The 26,155-nt window shown below is 63.8% G+C and carries 27 protein-coding genes; 22 read left to right on the top strand and 5 right to left on the bottom strand.

The features are described from left to right. Positions 1–241 precede the first annotated feature (241 nt). Entirely contained in the window at positions 242–1,120 is an 879-nt protein-coding gene (locus AC0IXR_RS11440; RefSeq protein ID WP_471760771.1) for an SDR family oxidoreductase, read from the bottom strand. 71 nt (positions 1,121–1,191) lie between these two features. Between AC0IXR_RS11440 and AC0IXR_RS11435 the strand changes: the two genes are divergently transcribed. After that, positions 1,192–1,845, top strand: coding sequence for an SOS response-associated peptidase (locus AC0IXR_RS11435; RefSeq protein WP_471760770.1), 654 nt, complete (start codon positions 1,192–1,194; stop codon positions 1,843–1,845). Positions 1,846–1,981: 136 nt separating this feature from the next. Here the strand turns inward: AC0IXR_RS11435 and AC0IXR_RS11430 are convergent, their stop codons facing one another. Beyond that, the gene (locus tag AC0IXR_RS11430) at positions 1,982–2,350 is read right to left on the bottom strand and encodes a phosphatase PAP2 family protein (RefSeq protein WP_471760803.1); all 369 of its coding nucleotides are present in this window, start codon (positions 2,348–2,350) and stop codon (positions 1,982–1,984) included. A gap of 418 nt (positions 2,351–2,768) precedes the next feature. Here AC0IXR_RS11430 and AC0IXR_RS11425 point away from each other — a divergent pair, with 418 nt between their 5' ends. From AC0IXR_RS11425 to AC0IXR_RS11415, 3 genes are all read left to right on the top strand, one after another. Beyond that, entirely contained in the window at positions 2,769–3,149 is a 381-nt protein-coding gene (locus AC0IXR_RS11425) for a hypothetical protein (protein ID WP_471760769.1), read from the top strand. A 140-nt stretch (positions 3,150–3,289) separates the two neighbouring features. Further along, on the top strand, positions 3,290–3,535 hold the full coding sequence (locus AC0IXR_RS11420; protein WP_056432602.1) for a hypothetical protein: 246 nt from the start codon (positions 3,290–3,292) through the stop codon (positions 3,533–3,535). 335 nt (positions 3,536–3,870) lie between these two features. Then, complete coding sequence (locus AC0IXR_RS11415) at positions 3,871–4,146, top strand: adenylosuccinate synthase (protein ID WP_471760768.1); 276 nt, start codon at positions 3,871–3,873, stop codon at positions 4,144–4,146. A gap of 72 nt (positions 4,147–4,218) precedes the next feature. Here the strand turns inward: AC0IXR_RS11415 and AC0IXR_RS11410 are convergent, their stop codons facing one another. Then, on the bottom strand, positions 4,219–4,413 hold the full coding sequence (locus AC0IXR_RS11410) for a hypothetical protein (RefSeq protein WP_471760767.1): 195 nt from the start codon (positions 4,411–4,413) through the stop codon (positions 4,219–4,221). 1,119 nt (positions 4,414–5,532) lie between these two features. Between AC0IXR_RS11410 and AC0IXR_RS11405 the strand changes: the two genes are divergently transcribed. The 13 genes from AC0IXR_RS11405 (at position 5,533) to alaS (ending at position 19,106) form a co-directional block, all read left to right on the top strand. Beyond that, positions 5,533–5,685 carry a hypothetical protein gene (locus AC0IXR_RS11405; RefSeq protein ID WP_200919207.1) on the top strand — a complete coding sequence of 51 codons (153 nt, stop codon included), beginning with the start codon at positions 5,533–5,535 and terminating at the stop codon, positions 5,683–5,685. Positions 5,686–5,832: 147 nt separating this feature from the next. Then, on the top strand, positions 5,833–6,132 hold the full coding sequence (locus AC0IXR_RS11400) for a hypothetical protein (protein WP_471760766.1): 300 nt from the start codon (positions 5,833–5,835) through the stop codon (positions 6,130–6,132). A gap of 631 nt (positions 6,133–6,763) precedes the next feature. Then, positions 6,764–7,420: a YoaK family protein gene (locus tag AC0IXR_RS11395; RefSeq protein WP_471760765.1), complete on the top strand. Its 657-nt coding sequence runs from the start codon at positions 6,764–6,766 to the stop codon at positions 7,418–7,420. A 115-nt stretch (positions 7,421–7,535) separates the two neighbouring features. Next, positions 7,536–7,754, top strand: a complete 219-nt coding sequence (locus AC0IXR_RS11390) for a hypothetical protein (RefSeq protein WP_207412853.1) — start codon at positions 7,536–7,538, stop codon at positions 7,752–7,754. 767 nt (positions 7,755–8,521) lie between these two features. Beyond that, on the top strand, positions 8,522–8,947 hold the full coding sequence (gene flgB / locus AC0IXR_RS11385; protein WP_056432617.1) for a flagellar basal body rod protein FlgB: 426 nt from the start codon (positions 8,522–8,524) through the stop codon (positions 8,945–8,947). A gap of 34 nt (positions 8,948–8,981) precedes the next feature. Continuing rightward, a complete protein-coding gene (gene flgC, locus AC0IXR_RS11380; protein WP_056432620.1) occupies positions 8,982–9,392 on the top strand; it encodes a flagellar basal body rod protein FlgC in 411 nt (136 codons plus the stop codon). Between the two features lie 29 nt (positions 9,393–9,421). Beyond that, complete coding sequence (fliE, locus tag AC0IXR_RS11375; RefSeq protein ID WP_056432623.1) at positions 9,422–9,739, top strand: flagellar hook-basal body complex protein FliE; 318 nt, start codon at positions 9,422–9,424, stop codon at positions 9,737–9,739. 204 nt (positions 9,740–9,943) lie between these two features. Next, complete coding sequence (gene fliQ, locus AC0IXR_RS11370; RefSeq protein WP_027174271.1) at positions 9,944–10,210, top strand: flagellar biosynthesis protein FliQ; 267 nt, start codon at positions 9,944–9,946, stop codon at positions 10,208–10,210. A gap of 31 nt (positions 10,211–10,241) precedes the next feature. Beyond that, complete coding sequence (gene fliR, locus AC0IXR_RS11365; protein WP_056432627.1) at positions 10,242–11,006, top strand: flagellar biosynthetic protein FliR; 765 nt, start codon at positions 10,242–10,244, stop codon at positions 11,004–11,006. 50 nt (positions 11,007–11,056) lie between these two features. Next, positions 11,057–12,124: a flagellar biosynthesis protein FlhB gene (flhB, locus tag AC0IXR_RS11360; protein ID WP_471760764.1), complete on the top strand. Its 1,068-nt coding sequence runs from the start codon at positions 11,057–11,059 to the stop codon at positions 12,122–12,124. A 120-nt stretch (positions 12,125–12,244) separates the two neighbouring features. Beyond that, complete coding sequence (cckA, locus tag AC0IXR_RS11355) at positions 12,245–14,914, top strand: cell cycle histidine kinase CckA (RefSeq protein WP_056432633.1); 2,670 nt, start codon at positions 12,245–12,247, stop codon at positions 14,912–14,914. 132 nt (positions 14,915–15,046) lie between these two features. Continuing rightward, the gene (recA, locus tag AC0IXR_RS11350) at positions 15,047–16,138 is read left to right on the top strand and encodes a recombinase RecA (protein WP_056432636.1); all 1,092 of its coding nucleotides are present in this window, start codon (positions 15,047–15,049) and stop codon (positions 16,136–16,138) included. A gap of 289 nt (positions 16,139–16,427) precedes the next feature. Then, positions 16,428–19,106 carry an alanine--tRNA ligase gene (alaS, locus tag AC0IXR_RS11345; RefSeq protein ID WP_471760763.1) on the top strand — a complete coding sequence of 893 codons (2,679 nt, stop codon included), beginning with the start codon at positions 16,428–16,430 and terminating at the stop codon, positions 19,104–19,106. Here alaS and AC0IXR_RS11340 read toward each other — a convergent pair. Next, positions 19,099–19,524, bottom strand: a complete 426-nt coding sequence (locus AC0IXR_RS11340; RefSeq protein ID WP_056432646.1) for a DUF2147 domain-containing protein — start codon at positions 19,522–19,524, stop codon at positions 19,099–19,101. The two genes, alaS and AC0IXR_RS11340, sit on opposite strands and share 8 nt — an antisense overlap. A 178-nt stretch (positions 19,525–19,702) precedes the next feature. Between AC0IXR_RS11340 and rfbC the strand changes: the two genes are divergently transcribed. The 4 genes from rfbC to rfbA all read left to right on the top strand — a co-directional run bounded on the left by rfbC (position 19,703) and on the right by rfbA (position 23,214). After that, complete coding sequence (gene rfbC / locus AC0IXR_RS11335) at positions 19,703–20,254, top strand: dTDP-4-dehydrorhamnose 3,5-epimerase (protein WP_471760762.1); 552 nt, start codon at positions 19,703–19,705, stop codon at positions 20,252–20,254. 86 nt (positions 20,255–20,340) lie between these two features. Then, positions 20,341–21,417, top strand: coding sequence for a dTDP-glucose 4,6-dehydratase (gene rfbB, locus AC0IXR_RS11330; protein ID WP_471760761.1), 1,077 nt, complete (start codon positions 20,341–20,343; stop codon positions 21,415–21,417). A gap of 1 nt (position 21,418) precedes the next feature. Beyond that, a complete protein-coding gene (rfbD, locus tag AC0IXR_RS11325) occupies positions 21,419–22,327 on the top strand; it encodes a dTDP-4-dehydrorhamnose reductase (protein ID WP_471760760.1) in 909 nt (302 codons plus the stop codon). Next, the gene (gene rfbA / locus AC0IXR_RS11320) at positions 22,324–23,214 is read left to right on the top strand and encodes a glucose-1-phosphate thymidylyltransferase RfbA (protein ID WP_471760759.1); all 891 of its coding nucleotides are present in this window, start codon (positions 22,324–22,326) and stop codon (positions 23,212–23,214) included. The genes rfbD and rfbA overlap by 4 nt, the downstream gene beginning before the upstream one ends. Positions 23,215–23,223: 9 nt before the next feature. On the opposite strand, the gene AC0IXR_RS11315 is transcribed toward rfbA, so the two are convergent. Next, positions 23,224–23,793: a hypothetical protein gene (locus AC0IXR_RS11315; RefSeq protein ID WP_471760758.1), complete on the bottom strand. Its 570-nt coding sequence runs from the start codon at positions 23,791–23,793 to the stop codon at positions 23,224–23,226. 351 nt (positions 23,794–24,144) lie between these two features. Here AC0IXR_RS11315 and AC0IXR_RS11310 point away from each other — a divergent pair, with 351 nt between their 5' ends. Beyond that, positions 24,145–26,022, top strand: a complete 1,878-nt coding sequence (locus tag AC0IXR_RS11310) for a calcium-binding protein (RefSeq protein ID WP_471760757.1) — start codon at positions 24,145–24,147, stop codon at positions 26,020–26,022. The last annotated feature ends 133 nt before the right edge of the window (positions 26,023–26,155 follow it).

The raw sequence follows: 26,155 nt of genomic DNA, 5'->3' as shown, positions 1-26,155 counted from the left end.
AAAGCCCGCCGCGGCATGAGCCGGGCGGGCGAAGTCCGTTCAGGGGAGGAACACGAGGTCATGCCCAGGAGGCCGTACTAGTTCCGACTTGGTGCGATCCTGTACAGAGAAGAAATCAGCTCAGAGAGGTCTGTAGGTCGATCGCGCACCCCGCTACCGGCAAGTCGCCGCCTCACGGAACTCGTCCAGCCCCACAGTGACGTGTCGGCCGTTTTCGACGATGCCGGGATGTGCCGCCCGCCTAGAACATGGGAGTGCCCCCTGTCACCGGCACCAACGCGCCGGACATGTAGCTGCCCTCGCGCGAAGCCAGAAGGACATAGGCCGGCGCGAGCTCGGCAGGCTGACCCGCTCGGCCAAGGGGGGTGTCCTCTCCGAGCTTCTCGATCTGCTCCGGGCTTTTCACGATGGGTTGGATGGGTGTCCAGATCGGGCCGGGCGCCACGCAATTCACCCGAATACCCTTGGGGGCGAGCAAGTTCGACAAGCCAATGGTGAGGCTCGCGATGGCGCCCTTTGTCGCTGCGTAGATCAGCATCGTCTTATCGGCGATCTTGGCCTGCTGACTGGTCGAATTGACGATCGCGGAGCCGGGTTTCATGTGAGGTACCGCCGCTTGGCAGAGGTAGTACATGGCGAACACATTGGCTCTGAACGACCCTTCGAGATCCTCCGACGTCACGTCGTCGAGATCTTCGTTGACCGTCTGCGCAGCTGCGTTGTTCACCAGGATGTCGATGCCACCCAGCGCTTCGACGGTGCGAGCGACGAGTTCACGGCAATGCGCCTCGTCGCGTAGATCGCCCGGCAGCAACAGAGCACGCCGGCCGGCCTTCTCGATCCACCGAGCGGTCTCCTCCGCATCGGACTGCTCAACCGACAGGTAGGAGATTGCGACATCCGCTCCTTCGCGGGCATAGGCGATCGCCACCGCGCGACCGATTCCGCTGTCGCCACCCGTGATCAAGGCGACCTTGCCGATCAACAACCCCTTGCCGACATAGCTCTCCTCACCATGGTCCGGCACGGGCGTCATCTTCGAGGTCAAGCCAGGTCGTTCCTGCTGCTGGTCGCCGGGGAAAGGCGGGCGGGGGCCGGCTGTGCGTGGGTCTGAGGTCATCGTCTGTCCTTCCGAGGGCCTCGGCTAACGTGACAGAAGGCCGTTCGTAGCTGCGGCAGAATGGTGCTGGAATGTGCAACCTCTACAGCCTCATCACCTCGCAGGCAGATATCCGTGAGGCATTCGGCGTTGCGGAGGATCGCGCCGGAAACCTCCCGAGGATGCCGGGCATCTTCCCCGACCAGATGGCGCCCATCGTGCGGATCGAGGATGGCAGGCAGGCCCTCGAGATGTTTCGATGGGGCATCCCAGGTCCGAAGCAGTACGGCGAGCATCCGGTCACAAACGTCCGGAATGTGAAGAGCCCGCATTGGCGGCCCTGGCTCAAGCCGGAATACCGCTGTCTCGTCCCGGTCTCCTCTTTCAGCGAGTACGCGGACACCAAGCCGAAGAAGACGCCCACGTGGTTCGCCCTCGATGACGACCGTCCGCTCTTCGCCTTCGCCGGCATCTGGCGTCCCTGGACCGGCGTGCGCGGTACCAAGGCCGAGAACCCCGACCGCGAGGAAGCCGAGCACCGGCTGTTCTCGTTTCTCACGACAGAGGCCAATGGGATCGTCGGCCCGGTTCACCCGAAGGCCATGCCGGTCCTGTTGACGACATCGGAGGAGTGGCGGACGTGGCTCGAGGCGCCGACCGAGATCGCCCTCGAGCTACAGCGCCCGCTGCCCGACACCATGATGAAGGTTGTGGCGGCCGGAGCCCGGCGCGATCCGGCAGAATGACTATCGCGCGCCGGTTGTCTCAGTCCTGTAAACAGATCCGTCGCGATATGAATCTAAACGAGCCGGTGCATTGCATGCACAGGTTGAGATGCGAGAGACAGCCGGAGCGAGCCGACCTATTTGTGGGGGCCCTTGGCTAGGAACGCGTCCTCGGGCCTTGCGTCGTGAGCCTATTGACCGCCGATTCTGCGGCAAGACCTATCAGAGCGCCTGTCAACACATCTGCGGGGAAATGCGCCCCGCGTAGAACTTGAGCTGCGACAACCCCGGCAGCGGTGACATACGCGGCACCCTTGACCTCAGGATAGACTCGAACGGCGGCACAAGCGACCGCAGTACTCAGGGCGGAATGGCCCGAGGGGAAGGATTGCCATGGCCCGTTGCCGGTTCCAGGCCACCCTCGCGCGTAGATCCCCTCATCCATGAGAACGTTTGGGCGCGTTCGATGCACCGTCCGTTTCAAGCTCGTTTTCACGGCGCTCGCCAGAATACCGGCCTGGAGCATATGTCGCCCTGCCTCAGCGAGGCGACGATCGCGCTTCACGATGCCCAAGGCCAAAGCACCAGCCGACAGAGCGAGCAGCGACTTCCAACTTCCGATTTCGCTCGCTAGCCCTAGCGCTCGAACGGCCGGATGATCCTTGGCGCCTGCGAGCGTCAGCCCCGCCGTGACGTCTCCAGCCTCGAAACGATCGGCGATAGCCGATGCCCTGGAATGAGACTGTCGAGGGGGCGATCGCGCAAGCATGGCCTTAAACGCCCGCCATCGGGAATCGTTCGCCGCTGCCTTGATGGACAGAAGCTCCTACACCGCTTCGGACTGATTGGATGATGCCTTTGGGCCGTCACCTGTGATGCATCGGGCATAGCGCCTCCATCCTGCGCCCCCTATTCCGTCCGGCCCATCACAACTGCCGGACCCCATGTCTGCATCACCCGCCTTCAAGATCGAACGAGGCAGCCCCCAATCGTGGCGTGAAGCCTTCCTCAGCATGAAGCCTAATGTGGTCCCTTGCCCTGGGCTGACGGTACAGAATTGGCAGGGCGTCCATGCCGCGGCCCTGGACTTCCTCGACAAGTACGCCGACGAGGCTGGCCGTCTCGGCTGGACGACGCTGGACTTGTTCGGCGTGCACCCCGAACTCGGCGTGATCCGCTCCGATTTCTGCGGAGCCCTCGTTCTGAGTAGCGATCTCGTGTCGAAGGTCGAGCCGGACTTCATCCGTTTCGAGCGGACGCGATACTTTCGGACTGTGCCGGGGCGACCGCACGGTGCCGTGCCGATCTGGACGGTGAAGCGTTAGACGCAGCGGATGACCGTTCGAGCCGCGAGTCCTGTGTCGAGATATCTGCCTCGTCTCGCGTGCCGCAAACGCACGGTGCTGCGGCACTCGTACCGGGTTCGCGTGGCGAACCTAGCGAGGGTGCGTTACGTTGTGGGTTTATGACAAATGCGCCTCACACCCCGACCTCGGACAAGATCGCGGATGCGAACCGCCGGGAAATCGCGATTGAGCATCTGCTGTTTGGCACGATTCGGTTCGTCGCCCAGCGCCACCCGGACTTACTGGACGAACTCGACCGCAGCGTGGATCATCTTTGGGACAAGGCTCATGACGACACCCGAGATGATGAGGCTGTGCGCGAGATAGCGAGGCGTTTCATCAACAGCCTTCGTGCTTCGGATTAGGCCGAGGGGTTAAGGCCCGCGGATGGGTCGCCACGACGGATCTGTCTTTCGACCATGCGCGCTGGGTCATTCCGCATCTGTGCCGTGAAGCGCGGACTGAGCATCTCAAACTTCGTCGACCGGGTCCGCTTCTTCTGCAGGCCGGCTTGAGCCGGCACGACGGCCTCACGTTCGGGGCGACGATTGCACTCGTCCTTCGCGACCATCGAAGGAGCGCTGCGTTTGCGATTGAACTGGCCGATAAGGCCCGCTGGGTTTCCTCGATCAGCTATCGAAGCCTAAGGTTCGAGTAAGCCGGCTCAGCCCTGCGGGTGGCTTGAGGGAAGGGGACCGCGATGGCGTTCAAAGCGAAATCAGCCTCGGAGACGAAGGCCGCCGATCTGGCGCTGGCCCTCGCTCGGATCGCCGACCGCGAAGGAGCGCCGGTCAGCATTGGCGTCGAGCAGTTGCGACGCGGCAACCCCCGGCTGACCCCCCTGGCGATCGGCCAGATGTACCGGAAGCACCGCGATATCCTCGAAGCGGGTTTGGCTGAGCGCGGGTACGTTCTGGTCGATTATACCGACGAGGGTCCCGGGCGGGGGATGGAATTCGAGGTTGGGGCTGCCTGACCCGTTGAGCGATGAGCGAAATGCCCCGCGTGGCCGAAGCCATGCGGGGCAGAATTCGCAGCATGCAGAGGGTCAAGCGAGATCGTTCTGCTCCTCGGGATCATCAGACAGCCGCTCGGCCGGATCGACGGTTTCCTGGGTATGGCTGCCTTCGATCTTCGAGGTTTTCGTGATGACCTGATCCATTGGTACGTTCAGCGGATCCTGAGCGTCCGGCGCAGCCGTTGGGCCTGCCTGATCGGTTTGGGGCGTTTTCTTCTCGGTCATGGTGTCCTCGCTGGCGTCTTCAACGAGACCAACGACTGGGCGAGACGGATGTTCGAGCAGGATCCTGTCTCACGTCATCTGTGCGAGCGCGCATATATTAACGGTGAAGCTCGAACTGCCTGGATGGGCAGGACTTGGGGGCCAAGAGCGATGGTGCCGACACAATCGCGATATGTCGTAAGGCCCCTCAAGGGAATCGCGGGGCTCGTACTCTTATGGCTGAGCTATCAGATATGGTTTGGGCTGATCACGTACCTACCGCGTGATAGCGCGTTGGGCTGGAGCGCAGCGACCGCACTTGGCGCGCTAGGGATCCGTTGGATATTCCGCTGCTTCAAATCCAATTCGGAAATCGAAAGGCCGGCTGTAGCATCAGCTTAGCGTATTCACGGGCATGTCTCGTCAGGCTACGGGCTTTCATTCTCACGCGGCCTTGCGGAGTAGATGTATCAAGTAAGGACGCCAGAAACCTATCGCATCTTGTCCGAAAGATGGGATCTTACGGGGGGGGGGCCGTCGCCTCGTTCCACAAGGCAAAATTTCGATCCGCCTTACTCCGCACTTCCATAACCGGATGAGGCGTTCCACCGACATGCACCTGACTATGCAACTTAGGAACTCTTACGGTAATGGCAATTGTGCTTGTATGATATACTGACGTATTATATATCATAATACCAGAAAAATTTTATTATTATACAATATTTATATAGTATGACGACTTTTCTTTCGCGATTTTGTTTTGTCGCCATTGAGTTTTAGAAGCACTATCTCTGCATTTTTAATTACATCCTGTTTAGGTGAACTCATCATTGTTTCTTTTTCAATAATACGCTCCATTCTGGCGATTTCAGTTTCTATTCTTCGCAGCTTTCGACCCGGCCACACAGATAACACGACGTCGGAAATCTTATTTATAAGGCGTCCGGCTGATTTTTTCATTGGATCTTGAATTATACAACTTGAGATTTCTTTTCATCTAGCCTTGTATGGGCAACCATGCGTTTGTACAAGGCTGAAATAGAATTATCGTGCCGAATGCACCGAACCGTCTGATTGATGACCAAGTTGGACAAGCTGTGAAAACAGGCAGCGGGAAACTCGGAAGGGCACTAAGCAATGAGCCCGTATGTCGCGGTTATCATGGCCTCGACCGCCATCGGCTACTTTGGCCTGCTGATCTTAGCGCTTCTCTACGATCTGCCATTCCTGCTTGCGATGCTGGCGCTCCTGGCCGTCTATGGATTCACGCCTCGTCGCTGGTTCGATTGAAAACCAGAATCCGCCGTGGTGTGAACCGGGCTGGTGAAGGGTGACTGGTCCTCATGCCGCATTCATCGAGTTGGCGTATAGGTTCCTTGGAGCGACGGCTTGGGCTCATCGAAATGCCCAGCCTAAGGTTGGATTTGGAGGAAAACGATGACGTACAAAATGCTCTCTGCGATTGCGATCGTGGCCAGCGCCATTGGCTTCGGCAGTGCCGCACAGGCAGCCCCATTCGCCGCTGCACCGGCTGCCGGCGAGTTGGAGAACGGGCTTGTGACCAAGGCGGCGGGATATTGCGGCCTCGGCTATTACCCTGACCGCTTCACCGGGCGCTGCCGCGGCAACGGCTCCATCAATCACGGCCCGCGCCGCTTCTATGGCCCTGGCTATGCGAGGCCTTACGCCCGCCCCTACTACCGGCCCTACGGTCGCCCGGTTTATCGCGGCTACTGATCGGCAGACACCGCTGCGCAAAGACGCGTTAAGGAAACCCCGCTCCGGTTTTCACCGGGCGGGGCCAGATCGTGCTGTCGGAATGACCGAAAGTCGGGATGGGCAGCGTCGGGTCCAGTATGCTGTAAGGGCGCGCTGAACACGTGCATCGCATCTGTGCATTTGGTTCTCGATTGCTCGCTCTCACACGATTGCGGTCAGTAACCCGCTGTGAGGCTCCCCCTGGTCATGGATGACCCGGACGGTCTTTGCGATCCGGTTAGTGACCTCGGTCTGCCGGGGGCGAGGCCACGGAACTCCTTCATCACGTCGACTGCCGCGCGCGCAGCACCTGCAGGAACGGCGGCACGTCGGCCACCGTTATGGGAGCCGGCGGCGGTCAGTGTTCCCTTTCGCCTCGCGCTCCCGTCACCATTCATCCAATGAGCAGCATCGTATTCCCCGCTGAGGAAGACGCATGACCTCTTGGCCGGCAATGGCGTCCTTCAAAAGTCCAGCCGGCCCATCACCCGGCGACCCGTTCTAACGTGTCGGGCGCCGCACCCATTCGGCTCTTGCGCCAGACGCCGTCAGGACGGCAAGGTAGACCGGCAGCGCCGCGAACAGTGCGTGCGTATCGAAGAGCGGGATCTTGAACCGACCGTCGCAACTTACCTTCGGCCTGCTGCTCACCGGGCTGGCGGGCTACATCGATGCCATCGGGTTCATTCAGCTCACCGGGCTCTACACATCGTTCATGAGTGGCAACACCACACAGATGGGGGTGTCGATCTCTTACGGTGCGGTGGACGGCATCGTAAAACCGGCAGTCCTGATCGCCACGTTCCTGCTCGGGTCGACCATTGCCAGCGGCCTGTCGATCGTCACGCCCGCGCCTTGGAAGACGACGGTCGTTTTGACCTACGAGGCCATCCTGGTCTTCGGAGCGTTCGCCCTCGGGCTGCAACTGCCTGATTTAGGTCTGGTGTCGTTCTTCCTGGCTCTCGCCATGGGCGCACAGAACGCGGTTCTCGGCTCGGTGCAGGGCTTCCGAGCGGGAACGACGTTCATCACTGGGGCGCTGTTCAGCCTGGGTCAAAAGATCGCCGCTGCCTTCACGAAGACGGGACCGCCGCTGGGCTGGATTGGTGATGCCGCAGTTTGGTTGGCCCTGCTGATCGGAGCCATTGGCGGTGCCGCCGTCTACAGCGCGATCGGTATCTTCGCCTTGATCTTCCCGGCTGGATTGACGGCCTGCCTCGCGGCTCTGGCCGCGCTCTTCGCAAGGACGCATCGGGTTCGAGCCTGAAAGACGGCTGAGAGAGGCCGAAGGTCAATCTGATTGCCGACCCATCACTGTCCGACACCGTACGCGGAACCAGCCGGGGGTATTGCAGGATTGATCCTCAAAGAAGGAGCACGCGATGTGGATCTTGCAATGGGGCGACAGCACCAACCGAGCCGGCGGGCAATGGAACCACGAGGAGCATGAAAGCTCCGAGAAGGCCCTGGCAGCCGCCAAAACGAAACTTCAAATGGGTTTATTCGCGCATGCCATTCATTCCCCCGCAGGGGTGCAATGGATGACGGGAGACGAGATAACCAACGCGGTCGAGCAGGATGAAACTGTACCGAACCCCTGATCAGCGTCCGGCTGTCGCGTCCTCGCAACTGTCAGCGTGAAAGTGATCCGTCATGTCCAAAGCGAGACGACTTACCCCAGCAATATGGGTGGTGACTACGACCGCTTCACTCGCACAATCCGTAGACCAACCACATACCGAAGCGGGTCGGACCCAACCGGCCCCCAGCCCAGCGGGCAGCCATTACCCGGATATGGGATGGCTATGGTTTAGCATCCCGATTCTGCTTGTCATGGCTGCCATTTATTTCATTGCGAAATGGCGCTCTTCGTCCTCGCCTGAACGGAGAGACTAAATCTGTTGATTAGCGAATACATTATGCCCAGCCGAAACGAGAACTCTAATGGCGCAAGCAAAATCCAGCTAGCCTGTTAATCAGTAAAAATGTAAATTTATATTATCCGCCTCCATCTTGTCATCTGGTATAATCCGCTCTGCAGAGTCGGGGGATGTCCGATGGTCCTGGTAAAGCTCAGCCATGTGCTGGAGGAGGAGCGAAAACAGACCCGTCATCGTTTTACGAACGGCACATCAGGCCGTATCGAAGCTATCTGCTAACTCGGTTTGATTGGGCGGCGCGTGCGGGAGCCGATCTCCCGGTCAGCCTTTGGTCAGGCATCCTTCCTTAAGACTTCGTTAACACAAACTTTCCGCCCCGAACGCCGGTCGCGTCCAGGAATGTTCTTAACCGAACATTAACCATGGAGGCGGCAGATTTTGCCCAGCGCTCCGGGAGATTCTGGCGGCGCCGAGGGGCTTCGAGCACCGTGTCCGTCACCGACCTTCCCATCCTGTCCATGCTCCGCACCCGGATGCAATGGCACCAGACGCGCCAGAAGCTGCTCTCGGAGAACGTCGCCAACGCCGACATGCCGGGCTTCAAACCGCGTGATCTCGCGAGCCCGCGCTTCGGCAACGGAGCCGGCGACCTCGCTCAGCCGGCAGGCTCCATGGGCGGCAACTCGGGCCTCGCGGTCACCAGCCCGGCCCACATCGCCCTGAACGGCGGTCCCGAAGGACCGGGTGCCGATCCCCGCCGGTTCAATGGCTTTGAGATCAGGCCGAGCGGGAACGGAGTGAATCTGGAGGAGGAGATGATGAAGGCGGGTGACAACCAGGCCGAATATCAATTCGCCGCGACGATGTACCAGAAGAGCCTCGATAAATTGAAGATCGCCATCGGCAAGCGCTGATCGTCCCGCCCTCTGAGCTTGCGGAGAACCTGCCGTGGACTTCCTCAAATCCCTGACCATCGCCGCATCCGGTCTCAAGGCCCAGTCGGGCCGGATGCGGATCATCGCCGAAAACATCGCCAATGCGGATTCGGCCCCGAGCGCGGTCGGCGCCGAACCCTATCGACGCAAGATTCCGACTTTCACCCAGCACATCGACCGGGAGACCGGCGCGTCGATGCTGGAGGCCGGGCGGGTCAGGCGCGATCCCTCTCCGTTCCGCACCAAATACGATCCCGGCAATCCCAGCGCCGATGCGCGCGGTGAAGTGCGGATGCCCAACGTCAACGGGCTGATCGAGAACATGGACATGCGCGAGGCACAGCGCTCCTACGAGGCCAATCTGAACATGGTCACCGCGACCCGCAAGATGATCAACGCCACCCTCGCCATCCTCAAGGCCTGACGCTCCTCTCCCTCCGAAAGTCCGCCGCCATGCCGACCAACGCCTTCGCCGCAGGAGCCTACGCCGCCGTCCAGAATATCGGCGGCATGAAGGGCGGCGCGCCCAAGATCGCCCCGACTTCGGCAGCGGATGGCGGCTTCACGTCGCTTCTTTCCTCGGCCCTGGACAAGATCGGCGAGAGCGGCGCCAAGGCCGATGCGCAAACCCTGGCGGTAGCGGGCGGCAAGGCCAACGTCGTCGATGTGGTGACCGCCGTAGCGGAGAGCGAGACGGCACTCCAGACCCTGGTCGCCGTCCGGGACCGCGTGATCTCCGCCTATGAGGAAATCATGCGGATGCAGATCTAGTCGCCACCGCTTTTCTTTGCCTTCCTGCCCGCCTCCTCATCCTGAAGTGCCCGCGTCAGCGGGCCTCGAAGGAGCCCTCCAGAGCCCGGCGAGCGAACTGGAGCCCTCCTTCCAGGCCTCCGCTCCGGCACCTCAGGATGAGGGCGCAGACGAGATGCCGGCCGACATCGCCGCCGCCCCGAAACAATCCGCGAGCTCACTTCCATGACCGGCCTTGCCATCCTCGACGTCTCCCGGGACGGGATCTTCGTCTTTCTCAAGGTCGCAGGACCGCTGATGATCGTCGCCTTGGTCGTCGGTCTCGTGGTCTCGCTGCTCCAGGCGCTGACGCAGATCCAGGAACAGACGCTCATCTACGTGCCCAAGATCGTCGCGGTCTTCGCAGCGCTTCTCTTCATGCTGCCCTTCATGGGTGATGCGCTCGCCGGCTACATGACGCGCATCGCCGCCCGCATCGTGTCCGGCGGATGACGCGCCGGGCCGGGCGCTGCTATGCAGGATCATGAACCTGCTCCTGCCCGGCATCGCGGCGGCCTACCTGCTCACCTTCGCGCGTATCGGCACGCTGATGATGCTGCTGCCGGGGCTCGGAGAACAATCCGTCTCGCCGCGGATCCGCCTCGCCTTCGCATTGCTGGTCTCGCTGATCCTGTTCCCGATGGTGCGCCCGCTCCTGCCGATGCAGGGCGCCACCCTCGCGGCCCCCGGATTGATCTCGCTTCTTATCGGCGAATTACTGATCGGGCTCGTCCTCGGCCTCACCGTCCGCATGGTGCTGGCCGCATTGCAGACCACGGGCGTCATCGTCTCGCAGCAATTGGGCCTGTCCTACGCGATGACCGTGGACCCGACGCAGGGGGGCCAGCAGGCGGCGCTCGGCAATTTCCTGATGATGCTCGGCATCACCCTCATCCTCGCCACGGATCTGCACCACGTGGCTCTCGACGCTATCGGGCGAAGTTACGTGATGCTGCCGCCCGGCGGCGTGCTGGCCATGGGGGAGGCGGCCCAGCTCGCCCTTCGGGCGATGGCGCGGGGCTTCCTCCTGGCGGTCCAGATCTCGGCGCCGTTCATCGCGTTCGGCATCCTGTTCAATGTCGGGCTCGGTGTGCTCTCGCGCCTGATGCCGCAGATGCAGGTCTTCTTCATCGCGGTGCCGGCCTCCGTCCTCATCGGCATGCTGATCCTGTTCGGCAGCCTCGGCATCATGATGGGTGTCTTCCTCGACGACATCGGCCGCTATCTCGGCGAGTTGACCGGGCGGTGACGGCAGTGTCGAAAGGACCTGTGAGACAGCGGACAGGGGAGCGCTGAGCCATGTCCGACGACAGCGATCAGGAAGACAAGACAGAAGAGCCGACTCAGCGGCGCATCGAGAAAGCGATCGAGCAGGGCAACGTCGCCAACAGCATCGAGGTCAACACCTTCTTCATCCTGTCCGCCTTCATGATGGCGCTGTTGCTGGCATCGGGAACGATCGCCAAGGACCTCCTCGTCAGCTTGCGCGCCTTCCTGATGAACGCGCATCAGGTCCCTTCCGACCCCACCGCCTATACCGAGATGGGGATGCGGATGCTGCTGATCTGCGGCCAGGCGCTCCTGATTCCCGTCGGCCTCGTGGTCATTGCAGGCCTCGCCGGCGGTTTGGTCCAGCACCCCCTGGTCTTCTCCACCGATGCCCTGATGCCGAAATTCGATCGCATCTCACCGATGGCCGGCGTCAAGCGCATCTTCGGCGTGGAGGCCATGGTCCAGTTCATCAAGGGCTTGGCCAAGTTGATGCTGGTGGGGGTCGTCGCCAGCACCATCCTGTGGAACGAGCGCGACCGGCTCGAGGTCTTCGCCCGGCTCGACCCCGCGGCGATGCTGCCTGCCATCCTGGGCATCGCCCTCAAGCTTCTCGGCGGTATGCTCGCCATGTTCGTGGTCATCGCCATGGGCGACGCCTTCTATCAGCGCTTCCGCTGGCGCTCGAAGCTGCGCATGACCAAGGAGGAGATGAAACAGGAGCACAAGGAGAGCGAGGGCAATCCGGAAGTGAAGGGCCGGATGAGGCAGATCCGCGCGTCGCGGGGCAACAAGCGCATGATGGCCGACGTCCCGACCGCCACGGTCATTCTCACCAACCCCACCCACTATGCCGTCGCCCTGCGCTACGAGGCCGGGATGGCGGCTCCGATCTGCGTTGCCAAAGGCGTCGATTCCCTCGCGCTGCGCATCCGGGCCGTGGCCAAGGAGCACGATGTTCCCATCATGGAGAACCCGCCGCTGGCCCGGGTGCTCCATGCCACGGTGGAGATCGATTCCGAGATTCCGGCCGAACATTACCGCGCGGTGGCGGAGGTGATCGGCTTCGTCATGCGGCTGAAGCGCCGCGCGGCGTGAAAACGCCACGCTTTATGCACCGTTTTTGACGAGACTGGTCCGTGACGTCCTGAGGATACCCTTGCTGCCGACGCGGCCCGGGCGCTAACCGGGATCGGTCGAGGGTGGAATGGCGCCGAAATGGCTGAGGTGAGCGGACCAACGAAACCGGTGTCGAGCGCCATCGACCGGTCGGAGAGGCCTGGGCGGGTCGGACTGCTCCTCGTTCTCGCCGGACTTCTCGTGGGCGCGGCGGTGGGCTTGTCCTTCGTCGCGAACGAACAGGCGCAGCCGCTGATCCTCGGCCTCCTCGCGCTGCTGGCCATGGCGGGCGTGTTCTGCCTGTTCGCCCTGGCGATCGGCGCGCTCCAGCTCTCGGGACAGACCGGGCGCGACGACATCACCAAAGCCATCGTCGACGCGTCGCCCGAAGGCGCCATCGTGGTGGAGGATGGCGGCCGCCTCATCTACGCCAACGAAGCCTATCTCCGTATTTCCGGTGGAGAGACCTTCTCGAACCTGAGGCCGGTGGAGCGCGTCTTCGTCGGCTCGCCCGATGTGTCGGAGGCGGTCTACCGCCTCGCCCAGGCAGCCCATGACGGGCGCGGCCACGTGGAGGAAATCCGCATGGCGCCCCCGCCTCAGGGCGAGACCGAGCGCGCCTTCGCCTGGTTCCGCATCGCCGTGCGCGCGGTGGAGAGGCCGAGACTCCCGGCGACCCTGTGGACAGTCACCGACATCACGCACGAGCGCGAGCGCCAGGAGAACGTCTTCCAGGAGCTTCAGCACGCGATCGATTACCTGGACCATGCGCCGGCCGGCTTCCTGTCCATCGATCCGGCAGGCTCCATCGTCTACATGAACGCGACGCTGGCCTTCTGGCTCGGCTACGACCTCGCGACCGTGGGGTCCGGCGGCCTGCGCTTGCCTGATATCGCACCCAGCGCCGACGTGCTCACCGCCACCGAGGGATTGCCCGGCGAGGTGCGCACCGACCGGTTCGACCTCGACCTGCGGCGCCGCAACGGCCAGCCGTTGCCGACCCGGCTCTACCATCGCGTCGCCTTCGGCCAGGACGGCAAGCCGGGCCCGTCGCGCACCTTCGTGCTCAACCGCTCCGCCGGGGCCGAGAGCGACGAGCCGCAGCGCGCCGCCGAGGTGCGGCTCGCCCGCTTCCTCAACAACAGCCCCATCGCCATCGCGACCCTCGACCGGACCGGGCGCATCGCCCGGGCCAACGCGTCCTTCGCCCGGTTGTTCGGCGGCACCCCACGCCAGGCCGTGCCGGATGGGCGTGGCGAGCTCGGCACCGAGCCGACGATGTGGGAAGCCCTGCTCGACCGCGACAGGGCCGTCCTCGAGGGCGCCCTGGTGAAGGCCGCCGACGGGACCGTGGAAGTCCAACCGATCGAGGTGGCGCTGGCGGGGCCGGGAAACCGTTCCGCGCGGGTCTGGCTCAGCCCGGCCGGCGGCGACACCTCGGCAGCAGCGGATGCGGCCACGCCGGCCGACCGCGAGCGCGTGATCCTCTATGCCCTCGACACCACGGCGCAGCGCCAGCTCGAGCAGCAGATCGCCCAGACCCAGAAGATGGACACGGTGGGCCAGCTCGCCGGCGGCATCGCGCACGATTTCAACAATGTCCTCCAGGCCATCATCGGATATTCGGACCTTCTGCTGGCCAGCCACAGGCCGACCGATCCGGCCTTCCAGGACATCATGCAGATCAAGCAGAACGCCAACCGGGCCGCGAGCCTGGTGCGGCAGCTGCTGGCCTTCTCGCGGCGCCAGACCCTGCGCCCGGAAGTGATGAATGTCGGCGAAGCCCTGTCCGATCTGACGCTGCTGCTCAAGCGCCTGCTCGGCGAGCGTGTCGATCTCGACCTCAAGCACGGGCGCGACATCTGGCCGATCAAGGCCGACGTGAACCAGTTCGAGCAGGTCATCGTCAATCTCGCGGTGAATGCCCGTGACGCGATGCCGAATGGCGGCCAGCTGCTCATCCGCACCGCCAACATCCTCGAAGGCCAAGAGACCAACGAGCGCCAACCCGGCGCACCGGCGGGCGACCATGTCCTGATCGAGGTGCTCGATACCGGCGAGGGCATCCCGCCCGACGTGATGGAGAAGATCTTCGAGCCCTTCTTCACCACGAAGGATATCGGCAAGGGGACCGGCCTCGGCCTGTCCACCGTCTTCGGCATCATCAAGCAGAGCGGCGGCACCATCGACGTGCAATCGACCGTTGGCAGCGGCACCGCCTTCCGGATCTACCTGCCGCGTCACGAGCCTGCGGCCGAGCCCGTTCCGGAAATCGCCGTCGCCGTTGCCCCGCAGAGCAACGCGGAGATCGCCGCCAGCCGGCTCAGGGGAGCGCGTGACCTCGAAAAGCCCGGCAGTGGCGGGCAATCCGCCCCGCGCAAACCCTCGCCCGATCATACCGGGCAGGGCGTGATCCTGCTGGTGGAGGACGAGGATCCGGTCCGCGCGGTCAACAGCCGGGCCCTGTCGGCACGGGGCTACACAGTGCTGGAAGCGGCCTCGGGCCTCGACGCTCTGGCCCTCATCAGCGATGTCGACCAAACCATCGATCTCGTCGTCTCCGACGTGGTGATGCCCGAAATGGACGGCCCGACGCTGCTACGCGAACTGCGCAAGCACCGTCCTGATCTGAAGGTCATTTTCGTATCCGGCTATGCCGAGGACGCGTTCCGCAAGAACCTGCCCGACGGCGAGGATTTCAACTTCCTGCCCAAGCCCTTCAGCCTCAAGCAGCTCGTGGAAACGGTGAAGGAGACGATCGCCCGTTAGGGCGACGTTCTCCCGCCGAATGATGCGAAATCGGCACCCGGCACCTTGCAAAAAGAGAACAAAACAAGTACATCATTCGCATCCGAGGCACATTGAGCCTTGAGCTCTCCCCATGCATAAGGATGCCGACGAATGGCTCAGCCCGCGCTGAAAGTTGTGGATTCCCCGATGGTGGACAAGGACAAGGCGAAGGCGATCGATGCCGCGCTGTCCCAGATCGAGCGTGCTTTCGGCAAGGGCTCGATCATGCGACTCGGCAAGAACGATAAGGTGGCGGAGGTCGAGACCGTCTCCACCGGTTCGCTCGGCCTCGACATCGCGCTCGGCGTCGGCGGCTTGCCGCGTGGCCGGGTGATCGAGATCTACGGCCCCGAATCATCAGGCAAGACCACCCTTGCCCTTCACACCATCGCCGAGGCCCAGAAGAAGGGCGGCGTCTGCGCCTTCGTGGATGCAGAGCATGCTCTCGATCCGGTCTATGCGCGCAAGCTCGGCGTGCAGCTCGACGATCTCCTGATCTCGCAGCCCGATACCGGCGAGCAGGCCCTGGAAATCACCGACACCCTGGTGCGCTCGGGCGCTATCGACGTGCTCGTGGTCGATTCGGTGGCGGCGCTCACGCCCCGCGCCGAGATCGAGGGCGAGATGGGCGACAGCCAGCCCGGCCTTCAGGCCCGCCTGATGAGCCAGGCCCTGCGCAAGCTCACGGGCTCGATTTCGCGCTCGAAATGCATGGTCATCTTCATCAACCAGATCCGGATGAAGATCGGCGTCATGTATGGCAGCCCGGAGACGACCACCGGCGGCAATGCACTGAAGTTCTACGCGTCGGTGCGCCTCGACATCCGTCGTATCTCGACCCTCAAGGATCGTGACGAGGCGATCGGCAACCAGGTCCGCGTCAAGGTCGTCAAGAACAAGGTCGCGCCGCCCTTCAAGCAGGTCGAGTTCGACATCATGTTCGGCGAGGGCGTCTCGAAGGTCGGTGAGTTGATCGACCTCGGGGTGAAGGCCGGGATCGTGGAGAAGTCCGGCGCCTGGTTCTCCTATGCGAGCCAGCGCCTCGGCCAGGGCCGCGAGAACTCGAAGGGGTTCCTGCGCGACAATCCGGACATCGCCAACAAGATCGAAGCCGCGATCCGGCAGAATTCGGGATTGCTGGCCGACAAGATCCTCGAGACCGCCAAGCCCACGGCGGACGATCTGGACGAAGGCGAGGCCTGATCGCCTCGTAAGTCATGAAAGAGGCCGTCGCGGACCATCGCGGCGGCCTCTTTCATGTTCGGATTATCCTATCGGTGCGAATCGGCCCGATGCTCACTCTTTGGTCGATCGCCAAGTCCAGAGACGAGCGCCGCCGAGCGTTCGAAGGGTGCAGCGTTAAGAAACAGGAACGCACGATCGCGGAGCGGGCGTGACTCGACGGTCCGGCCTCCTTATGAGGGCGCAAGCCACGAAGAAGCCTCGGGTTGTCGTCTCGACCGCCCCAAGCGCACGACAGAGTCATTTCACGATGAGCGGCGTCAACGAGATCCGGTCGGCCTTTCTCGACTATTTCGCCAAGGCGGACCACGCCGTGGTGCCGTCGTCGTCCCTCGTTCCCCGTAACGACCCGACCTTGATGTTCACCAATGCGGGGATGGTGCAGTTCAAGAACGTCTTCACCGGCGTCGAGAAGCGGCCTTACAACCGTGCCACCACGGCGCAGAAATGCGTCCGCGCCGGCGGCAAGCACAACGACCTCGACAATGTCGGCTATACCGCGCGCCACCACACCTTCTTCGAGATGCTCGGCAATTTCTCCTTCGGCGATTATTTCAAGCCGCAGGCGATCGAATTGGCCTGGAGCCTGATCACGAAGGGGTTCGGCCTGTCGAAGGACCGGCTCCTCGTCACCGTCTACGCAGATGACGAGGACGCGGCCGGGCTCTGGCGCAAGATCGCCGGCTTCTCCGACGACCGGATCATCCGCATCGGCACCTCGGACAATTTCTGGCAGATGGGCGATACCGGCCCATGCGGTCCCTGTTCGGAGATCTTCATCGATCAGGGCCCCGGATTGCAGGGCGGTCCTCCCGGTTCGCCGGACGAGGATGGCGACCGGTTCCTCGAATTCTGGAACCTCGTCTTCATGCAGTACGAGCAGATCGAGCCGGGCAACCGCCTCGCTCTGCCACGCCCCTCCATCGATACCGGCATGGGGCTGGAGCGCATGGCGGCGATCCTCCAGGGCGTCACCAGCAATTACGACACCGATCTGTTCAAGGCGCTGATCGACTCGGTGAGCCACGCCGTCGGCCGTCCCCCCGAGGCAGGAAACGTCGCCTCCTACCGCGTCATCGCCGATCACCTGCGCTCGGTCTCGTTCCTCATCGCCGACGGTGTGCTGCCGTCGAACGAGGGCCGCGGCTACGTCCTGCGCCGCATCATGCGCCGGGCCATGCGCCACCTCGAACTCCTCGGCTCACGCGAGCCAGTGATGTTCCGCCTGGTCCCCACCCTGGTCCGCGAGATGGGTCAGGCCTATCCCGAACTCACCCGCGCCGAGAGCCTGATCTCGGAAACCCTCCGCCTTGAGGAGACCCGCTTCCGCCGTACCCTCGAGCGTGGCCTCGCCATCCTCGATTCGGAAAGCCGTTCGCTGGTTCAGGGCCAGAACCTGTCCGGTGAGACCGCCTTCACCCTCTACGACACCTACGGCTTCCCTCTCGACCTGACGCAGGACGCCTTGAAGGCGCGCGGCATCGGCGTGGACACGGAGGCGTTCGGCCAGGCGATGGAGCGCCAGCGCCAAGCGGCGAGAGCAGCCTGGACCGGCTCCGGGGAATCCGCCACCGAGACGGTCTGGTACGGCATCAAGGAGCGCGTCGGCGCCAGCGAGTTCCTCGGCTACGAGACCGAGAGCGCCGAAGGCATCATCACCGCGATCCTACGTGAAGGCAGCGAGGTCGACGGCCTGTCGGCGGGCGAGACCGGCCTCGTCCTCGTCAACCAGACACCCTTCTACGCCGAATCCGGCGGTCAGGTCGGCGATACCGGCCTACTCTCTGCCACCGGCCTCAAGGCGCGCGTCACCGCCACGGAGAAAAAGCTCGGCGATCTTTTCGTCCACCACGTCACCGTGGACGAAGGTCGGCTCACCATGGGTCAGCCGGTCGAGCTTGCCGTCGATCATGCCCGTCGCTCGGCCATCCGGGCCAACCATTCGGCGACGCATCTGTTGCACGAGGCGTTGCGTCAGGTACTCGGCGACCACGTGGCCCAGAAGGGCTCGCTGGTCTCCCCCGAGCGGCTGCGCTTCGATTTCAGCCACCCCAAACCGCTGGACGAGGTCGAACTTCGCGCCGTCGAGGACATCGCCAACGCCGTGCTGCTGCAGAACACGCCGGTGGTGACCAAGCTCATGGCCCAGGACGAGGCCGTCGCCTCCGGCGCCCGCGCGCTGTTCGGCGAGAAATACGGCGACGAGGTTCGCGTCGTCTCCATGGGGCGTCCGGTCGACAACCAGGGTGAACTCGCCGAGGAGGGCCGGCTCCCGGCCTTCTCCATCGAGCTATGCGGCGGCACCCATGCGGCTCGTACGGGCGAAATCGGCCAGATCACCGTGCTCGGCGAGAGCGCGGTCGGTGCCGGCGTACGCCGGATCGAGGCCCTGACGGCGGGGACGGCCCGGCGTCACCGCGCCGAGGAAAGCCGCACCCTGAGCCAGATCGCAGGCCTGCTGAAGTCCCAGAGCGCCGACGTGCCCGAGCGACTGAGCGCCCTCATCGAGGATCGCCGCCGCCTGGAACGCGAATTGTCCGAAGCCAAGAAGAAGCTGGCGATGGGCGGAACGTCGGGGGGCGATGACGGCGTCACCGAAATCGCCGGCATCAAGGTGATGGCCAAGGTCGTGGAAGGCGTGGAGACCCGCGATCTCAAGAGCCTGGTGGATGCCGGCAAGAGCCGTATCGGCTCCGGGATCGTCGCTCTGGTCGGGCTGTCGGCCGATGGAAAAGCCGGTCTCGTGGTCGGGGTGACCGCGGATCTCACCGACCGCTACGACGCGGTCGCCCTCGTCAGGGCGGGCGCCGGGCATCTGGGCGGTAAGGGCGGCGGCGGTCGCCGCGACATGGCACAGGCCGGCGGACCGGAAGGATCGGGCGCCCAGGCCGCCATCGACGCAATCCGCGAAGCCCTGTCGGTCAGTTGACGCGTTTCCAGGTCTGCCGCTTGCAGAACACGCTCATTACGCAGCCGGCGACCTCGACGACGTTCGGCCCCTTCACCGTGAGACTTCCCGAATAGGTCTTGCCGTCATTGGGGTTGTAGAGCGAGCCGTCATAGCCGTCCCCCGACGGGGTGCCCGCATTCATGATCTGAATCCCGATGAGGTTGCGCGATTTCAGCGACGCATCGGGGTTCTTGGAATCCAGCCCCGGACCGGGAACGCTGACGAGCGTGCCGCAATAGCCGCTTCCGCAACGTGCGATCCGCACTTTCGAATCACCGTTCTCCGTCAACCACACCCCGCTCGGGTCGATGCCCTTCTGGGCGAAGGCCGCCCCGGTCATGGCCAGCGCCATCAAAAGCGCAACGGTGGGCCGTGAGGTGACTTGCCTCGACGTCATGATGATCCTTTCTGCTCTCGAATGGTCACGGCGGCCGTCGGATCGGCCCGGCTCTGAAGGAGGCGGGAGTTACCCCTCCGGTACGGGGGGAGCAAGTCGATCGAGGGCTGGGGCATCCCTTGACAGGAAAGCCGTCCACGCGCCTACAGGCACTGTCTGGCGAGGGTTGTATCCAGCGATGCGTGTGATTGAGACAGAAATTCCTGCGGTGAAACGGGTCGTGCCCAATCGTTTCGGCGATGACAGGGGCTGGTTTTCGGAGACCTTCCGGGCGGACATCCTGGCCGAGGCCGGCATCGACGTCGCCTTCGTGCAGGACAACCAGTCCTTCTCGGCGCAGACCGGAACCGTGCGCGGCCTGCATTTCCAGCTCGAACCCGCAGGGCAGGCCAAGCTCGTCCGCGTGCTTTCCGGGTCCATCCTCGATGTCGCCGTCGATCTGAGGCATGGGTCCGAGACCTATGGCCGGCATGTCGCCGTCCGGCTCGACGCGGCCGAGGGGGAGCAGCTTTACGTTCCCGTCGGGTTCGCCCACGGGTTCTGCACTCTCGAACCCGACACCATGGTCGCCTACAAGGTGTCGTCCTATTACAGCCGGGCGCATGACCAGAATCTCGCCTGGAACGATCCGGATCTGGCGATCTCCTGGCCGGTCAGCGCGGAAGCAGCAATCCTGTCCGACAAGGACCGGGTGGCGCCGTCCCTCGCCCAATTGGGCACGGTCTTCTGATCGGCGGTCCTTCCACAATTTCAGCGACCGCAGCTTCAGCGACAGGATACGAGCCCGCTGATGCGCGACCACCAGGATTTGTCGACATGGCCAAACCCCAACGCATCTTGGTCACGGGCGGATGCGGCTTCATCGGATCGGCGCTGGTCCTGCACCTCGTCGAGGATCTCGGCCGTGAGGTCGCGACACTCGACTCACTGACCTACGCGGCCAACCCGATCTCGCTGGCGTCCCTCGACGGCAATCCGCGTCACCGGCTCGTCACGGGAGACATCTGCGATGCCGCCGCCGTCCATGCCCTCTACGCCGAGTTCCGGCCCGACGCGGTGATGCATCTCGCCGCCGAGAGCCATGTGGACCGCTCGATCACCGATCCGGGCGCTTTCATCCGCACCAATGTCGTGGGCACGCAGGTGATGCTCGACGGCGCCCGCACCTATTGGGAAAGCCTCGACGGCGAGGCGAGGGCGGGATTCCGTTTCCTCCACGTCTCCACCGACGAGGTCTACGGCTCGCTCCCGCCGGACGAGTTCTTCACCGAGGACAGCCGCTACGACCCGCGTTCGCCCTATTCGGCTTCCAAGGCCGCCTCCGACCATCTGGCGCGAGCCTGGGGAGAGACCTACGGCCTGCCGGTTCTGATCACGAACTGCTCGAACAATTACGGCCCCCGGCATTTCCCGGAGAAGCTGATCCCCCTGATGATTCTCAACGCCCTCGAAGGCCGTCCGCTGCCGGTCTATGGCGACGGGCTTAACGAGCGCGACTGGATCCACGTCGAGGACCACGCACGCGGCCTCGTCGCGGTGCTGGAACGTGGGTCGCTGGGGGAGACCTACCTTCTCGGTGGCCGGTCGGTGCGCAACAACCTCGCGGTGGTGAAGGCTCTCTGCGCCGCCTTCGACCGACTACGGCCGGAGCATGGCCCGCATGAGCGCCTGATCTCGTTCGTCGCCGACCGTCCGGGCCATGACCGGCGCTACGCCATCGACCCTGGCAAGGCCGAGCGGGAAATCGGCTGGACCCCCACCAAATCCTTCGAGGACGCGCTCGAGGACACCGTACGCTGGTATCTCGACAACGAAGCCTGGTGGCGTCCGATCCGCGAGGGCCGCTATACCGGCGAGCGCCTCGGCCTCGGCACACCTGCCGCGAAGGCCTGAGATGAATATTCTGATCCTCGGCGGGGCGGGCCAGGTCGGCACCGAACTGCTGGCCTCCCGGCATTGGGGCGCGGGCGTGACCCTCGTCGCCCCGACCCGTACCGAACTCGACATCACGGACGCTGCGGCCGTGGCGCGGATCTTTACCGAGCGCACGATCGGGGCGGTGGTGAACGCCGCCGCCTACACCGCCGTGGACAAGGCCGAGTCGGAGGTGGTGGAGGCCTGGCGCCTCAACGCCCTGGCTCCCGCCATCCTGGCGGCCGAGACGGCGCGGCGGGGCATCCTCCTCGTCCATGTCTCCACCGATTACGTCTTCGACGGCACCGGTTCGGGCGCCTACACGTCCGACGCGCCGATCGGCCCGACGAGCGTCTACGGCGCCAGCAAGGCCGCTGGGGAGATGGCGGTCCGCACCGCCAATCCGCGTCACGCAATCCTGCGCACGGCCTGGGTCGTGAGCCCGCACCGGGGCAACTTCGTGAAGACGATGCTGCGGCTCGCCGCCGAGCGGGATGCGCTGAACGTCGTGAACGACCAGCGCGGCTGCCCGACCTCCGCCGCCGATCTCGCCGACGCCCTCGCGGATATCGCCCTGCGTCTCGCCGCCGACAGCGACGCGCCCACGGGCACGCACCACTTCGTCAATGCGGGTGCCACCACCTGGCACGGTTTCGCGCAGGCCATCGTCGCCGGTTCGGTCGCGCGCGGGGGCCGGAACGTTCCGGTCAACGGCATCCCCACGAGCGCCTATCCGACGCCGGCGCGGCGGCCCGCCAACTCCGAATTGTCGACGGAGAGCCTGACGAAAGCCTACGGGCTGACTCCGCGCCCTTGGCAGGCCGCCCTGGACGACATCCTCGACCGGCTGATCGGCCCCGCGCATCATTCAGCAGAGGCACAGTCATGAAGGGCATCGTTCTCGCCGGCGGGTCCGGCACGCGGCTCCATCCGGCGACCTTGTCGATCAACAAGCAGCTTCTGCCCGTCTACGACAAGCCGATGATCTATTATCCGGTCTCGGTGCTGATGCTCGCCGGCATCCGCGAGATCCTCATCATTTCGAGCCCCGAGCATCTCGGCAATTACGAACGCCTGTTCGGCACCGGCGAACAGTTCGGCCTCTCCTTCAGCTACGCGGTCCAGCCCCGTCCGGAAGGCCTCGCCCAGGCCTTCACCATCGGTCGCGACTTTGTCGGCTCGGACGATGTCGCCCTCGTTCTGGGGGATAATCTCTTCTTCGGCTCGGGCATGAGCGCCATGCTGAAACAGGCGCGCGAACGCGAGACCGGCGCGACGATCTTCGCCTATCACGTGGATCACCCGGAAGCTTACGGCGTGGTCACGCTCGACCGCGAGGGGCGGCCGTTGCGCATCGTCGAGAAGCCCCAGGTACCAGAGAGCCCCTGGGCGGTGACCGGCCTCTACTTCTACGACAACCGCGTGCTCGACATCGCCGCCGCAGTGAAGCCCTCGGCGCGCGGCGAATTGGAGATCACATCGGTCAACCAGGCCTATCTCGACCTCGGCGAACTCCATGTGCAGCGCATGTCGCGCGGCTATGCCTGGCTCGATACGGGGACGCATGACAGCCTGCTGGAAGCGGGCGAGTTCGTGCGCACGCTGCAGAACCGGCAGGGCCTCCAGGTCGCGTGCCTGGAGGAGATCGCCTATCTCCAGGGCTTCATCGACACGGCGCAGCTGATCGCGCGCGGCGAACTCTTCGCCAAGACCGCCTACGGCCAGAACCTCCTGAAACTGTCGAAGCTCGACCCGGAATCCCGCCTCGACGAGTGACGGACGAGGCTAAGCGTCGCCGATTGCCAGGATGGCGCCCGTATAGGTCTCGCTGACTTCGCAGATCGGGCGTCCGGATCGATCCGACAGGATCGCCTCGATGGCGAAGACCTGGTCGGACGGGCCGGGAACACCTGCATCCTGGGGCCATAAACGAAGCAGTCGCAGGTTTCGCCGTCTGGGGAACAGGGTGTGGACCACCCGGCCGAAGGGAATCTCGGTCTCGTCGAGGAGCAGGTTCATCTCTCTCGTTAGACGAGCCGGGACGTACCAGTTCTCGGCCTGGGAGAGAACATGGCCTCCCCAGCTCAGCCGGACGTGCCGGTACCGGACCACCTCCCCGTCGGAGAGGTCGAGCCTTTGACTCTGAACGGGGCTCGGCTGTCGTTCGGGACCCACGACCCGCGACGCCACCAGATGGGCGCTTGAGGCGAGCCGACGCTCCCGGCACCAGCCTTCCAGCACGGATGTCGCACTGTCGCCGCCAAGGAGCCGCGCGCTTAGGGTCTCGATCAGCGCCTCGGCCGTTTCCGTAGAGCAGGAGGCGAGGGGGGCATGCGGTCCGGCGGGAAGGGTCATGGCTTCGACCTATCATGCGGCCGAAACCGACACACGCCATGATCGGGCACCTGTCCCCGCTGGGAAAGCGGGCGCGCAGGAACTCATCAGCGTCTCGGCATCCTTGGCGGGATGGAAGGGAGGGCCGGCTGCTCGGGGCGGGAAGCGCCTTGGTGTGGGATCGTCACATGCCGCCCGCGCCGATGACCGTGAGGCCCGTGACCTGCGAACACCACGGATCGACAGAAATCGCCAGAGGCGCCGATCCACGTTTTATTTAACTGAATTTGATCTCATCGTTCGATAACAGTTTATACCCGCATAGTGACACGAATCCATAACTCAAATTTTTATCAAACAAGAGCGACTCAAATGGCGGTGGTGAACCTGACTCAAAATTCCGACGTCTACGTTAACCTGCTCGGGCGAAGTGACACGATCAACGGTCTATCCGGCGATGATATCATCTCGGGTCGGGACGGGAACGACGTGATCGACGGTGGGGCGGGTTTCGACATCGCCAATTACATGGATGATTACGAGGCCAAGGGCATCAAGGGCGTCATCGTCAATTCCGCCACCGGCAAGGCCACCGACGGGTTCGGCAATACCGATACGCTGATCGGCATCGAGGCGACGATGGGATCGCGGCTCGCCGACCGGTTCACGGGAGGCAATAAAGCCCTGGACAGCGCGGGAGAGTATTTCTACGGGCTCGCCGGCACGGACATCATCGATGGCGGCAGCGGCTTCGACGAAGCCCGCTACGATCGGGATGCAGGGTTCGGCGGCAAGAAGGGCGTCACCGTCAACCTCACGACAGGCAAGGCCATCGACGGGTTCGGAACCGTCGATACGCTGCGCAACATCGAATCGGTGCGGGGCACCGCCTTTGCCGACCGGCTTTCGGGAGGGGACACCGATCCCGTCGGTCCGAACAACTTTTTCCTCGGTCTCGACGGGAATGACGTCATCGATGGCGGTTCGGGCTACGACGAGGTACGCTACGACAAGGACGTCAATTTCGGTGGCACGCGTGGGGTCATTGTGGACCTCGCCGCGGGAAGAGCCACCGACGGGTTCGGAGCGACCGACACGCTCCGCAACATCGAAGGCGTACGCGGCACGCAATACGCCGACTCCCTGCACGGTAACGATTCGAACGACCGGAGCTTCGATAGCCTGATCGGCCTCGGCGGCGGCGACACGCTCGACGGCGGCGGCGGCAACGACGCGGTCCGCTACGACAGGGATGCGAGTTTCGGCGGAGCCCAGGGCGTCACGGTCGATCTCGCCAAGGGCATCGCGACGGATGGGTTCGGCTATCGCGATACGCTCATCAGCATCGAGGCCGTGCGAGGCACGCAGTTCGCGGACATGCTGACGGGCGGCAATACGGCGAGCGCCGCCTACGAAGGCTTCTACGGACTTGGGGGTAACGACACGATCGCCGGCGGTCGGGGGTTCGACGAGATCCGCTACGACCGGGATGTGGATAATGGCGGCACCCGGGGCGTCGTCGTGAACCTCGCCACCGGCACGGCGACGGACGGTTTCGGCAATACCGATACGCTATCGGGGATCGAGGCAGTCGTGGGCACGGCTTCCGCCGACCGTCTGACCGGCGACGGGCTGGCGAACCGCTTCACGGCGCAAGGCGGCAACGACGTCCTGGATGGCGGAGCCGGGCTCGACACGATCGATTTCCGGAACGACGATCTCGCCGGGGCGACCCACGGCGCGGTGGTGGATCTCGGGGCCGGCACGGCCACCGACACCTATGGCGGCACCGATAGCCTGATCTCGATCGAATCGGTTTCAGGATCGGTCTTCGCCGACACGATGACCGGTAGCAAGGTGGCGAACACGTTGGTGGGCAATGCCGGCGGCGACCGCCTCGACGGAATGCTGGGTAAGGATATCCTGACCGGAGGGGCGGGAAGCGACACGTTCCGTTTCAGCACCGCCTTCAATGCGGCCAATCTCGACCACATCACGGATTTCGCATCCGCCGATACGATCGAGATCGCGCGGACGATCGTGCCGGCACTGCCCATCGGGACATTGGCCGCCGCGGCCTTCAAGGACCTGTCCACCGGTTCGGTGGATGCCAGCGACCGCATTCTCTATGACCGGACCACCGGGACCGTGTCCTACGACAAGGATGGCAGCGGCAGCGCCCTTGCGGTCACCTTCGCCGTCCTCGATCAGCCGATCATGCTCACCTATGTCGATTTCCACATCGTTTAAGTGGACCTATCATCCCTGCCGGGCGCGTCGTTCTACACGGCGCGGCCGGTATTCCGATATCCGAGACGAGCGTGGGGATATCATGCTTCGTTCGCTCGCGGCTCATGAGGCCGGACTATCGAAGAAAGCGAAT

Source organism: Methylobacterium sp. AC832, assembly GCF_979256025.1.
The sequence above is the reverse complement of the archived record's forward strand: the minus strand, read 5'-3'. Positions and strand labels throughout refer to the sequence as shown.

What these genes read in the sequence shown, in the direction of transcription:
- AC0IXR_RS11440 (WP_471760771.1), bottom strand. Translation starts at nt 1,120, where the DNA reads ATGACCTCAGACCCACGCACAGCCGGCCCCCGCCCGCCTTTCCCCGGC.
- AC0IXR_RS11435 (WP_471760770.1), top strand. Translation starts at nt 1,192, where the DNA reads ATGTGCAACCTCTACAGCCTCATCACCTCGCAGGCAGATATCCGTGAG.
- AC0IXR_RS11430 (WP_471760803.1), bottom strand. Translation starts at nt 2,350, where the DNA reads ATGCTCCAGGCCGGTATTCTGGCGAGCGCCGTGAAAACGAGCTTGAAA.
- AC0IXR_RS11425 (WP_471760769.1), top strand. Translation starts at nt 2,769, where the DNA reads ATGTCTGCATCACCCGCCTTCAAGATCGAACGAGGCAGCCCCCAATCG.
- AC0IXR_RS11420 (WP_056432602.1), top strand. Translation starts at nt 3,290, where the DNA reads ATGACAAATGCGCCTCACACCCCGACCTCGGACAAGATCGCGGATGCG.
- AC0IXR_RS11415 (WP_471760768.1), top strand. Translation starts at nt 3,871, where the DNA reads ATGGCGTTCAAAGCGAAATCAGCCTCGGAGACGAAGGCCGCCGATCTG.
- AC0IXR_RS11410 (WP_471760767.1), bottom strand. Translation starts at nt 4,413, where the DNA reads ATGACCGAGAAGAAAACGCCCCAAACCGATCAGGCAGGCCCAACGGCT.
- AC0IXR_RS11405 (WP_200919207.1), top strand. Translation starts at nt 5,533, where the DNA reads ATGAGCCCGTATGTCGCGGTTATCATGGCCTCGACCGCCATCGGCTAC.
- AC0IXR_RS11400 (WP_471760766.1), top strand. Translation starts at nt 5,833, where the DNA reads ATGACGTACAAAATGCTCTCTGCGATTGCGATCGTGGCCAGCGCCATT.
- AC0IXR_RS11390 (WP_207412853.1), top strand. Translation starts at nt 7,536, where the DNA reads ATGTGGATCTTGCAATGGGGCGACAGCACCAACCGAGCCGGCGGGCAA.
- fliE (WP_056432623.1), top strand. Translation starts at nt 9,422, where the DNA reads ATGCCGACCAACGCCTTCGCCGCAGGAGCCTACGCCGCCGTCCAGAAT.
- fliQ (WP_027174271.1), top strand. Translation starts at nt 9,944, where the DNA reads ATGACCGGCCTTGCCATCCTCGACGTCTCCCGGGACGGGATCTTCGTC.
- fliR (WP_056432627.1), top strand. Translation starts at nt 10,242, where the DNA reads ATGAACCTGCTCCTGCCCGGCATCGCGGCGGCCTACCTGCTCACCTTC.
- flhB (WP_471760764.1), top strand. Translation starts at nt 11,057, where the DNA reads ATGTCCGACGACAGCGATCAGGAAGACAAGACAGAAGAGCCGACTCAG.
- cckA (WP_056432633.1), top strand. Translation starts at nt 12,245, where the DNA reads ATGGCTGAGGTGAGCGGACCAACGAAACCGGTGTCGAGCGCCATCGAC.
- recA (WP_056432636.1), top strand. Translation starts at nt 15,047, where the DNA reads ATGGCTCAGCCCGCGCTGAAAGTTGTGGATTCCCCGATGGTGGACAAG.
- alaS (WP_471760763.1), top strand. Translation starts at nt 16,428, where the DNA reads ATGAGCGGCGTCAACGAGATCCGGTCGGCCTTTCTCGACTATTTCGCC.
- AC0IXR_RS11340 (WP_056432646.1), bottom strand. Translation starts at nt 19,524, where the DNA reads ATGACGTCGAGGCAAGTCACCTCACGGCCCACCGTTGCGCTTTTGATG.
- rfbC (WP_471760762.1), top strand. Translation starts at nt 19,703, where the DNA reads ATGCGTGTGATTGAGACAGAAATTCCTGCGGTGAAACGGGTCGTGCCC.
- rfbB (WP_471760761.1), top strand. Translation starts at nt 20,341, where the DNA reads ATGGCCAAACCCCAACGCATCTTGGTCACGGGCGGATGCGGCTTCATC.
- rfbD (WP_471760760.1), top strand. Translation starts at nt 21,419, where the DNA reads ATGAATATTCTGATCCTCGGCGGGGCGGGCCAGGTCGGCACCGAACTG.
- rfbA (WP_471760759.1), top strand. Translation starts at nt 22,324, where the DNA reads ATGAAGGGCATCGTTCTCGCCGGCGGGTCCGGCACGCGGCTCCATCCG.
- AC0IXR_RS11315 (WP_471760758.1), bottom strand. Translation starts at nt 23,793, where the DNA reads ATGACCCTTCCCGCCGGACCGCATGCCCCCCTCGCCTCCTGCTCTACG.
- AC0IXR_RS11310 (WP_471760757.1), top strand. Translation starts at nt 24,145, where the DNA reads ATGGCGGTGGTGAACCTGACTCAAAATTCCGACGTCTACGTTAACCTG.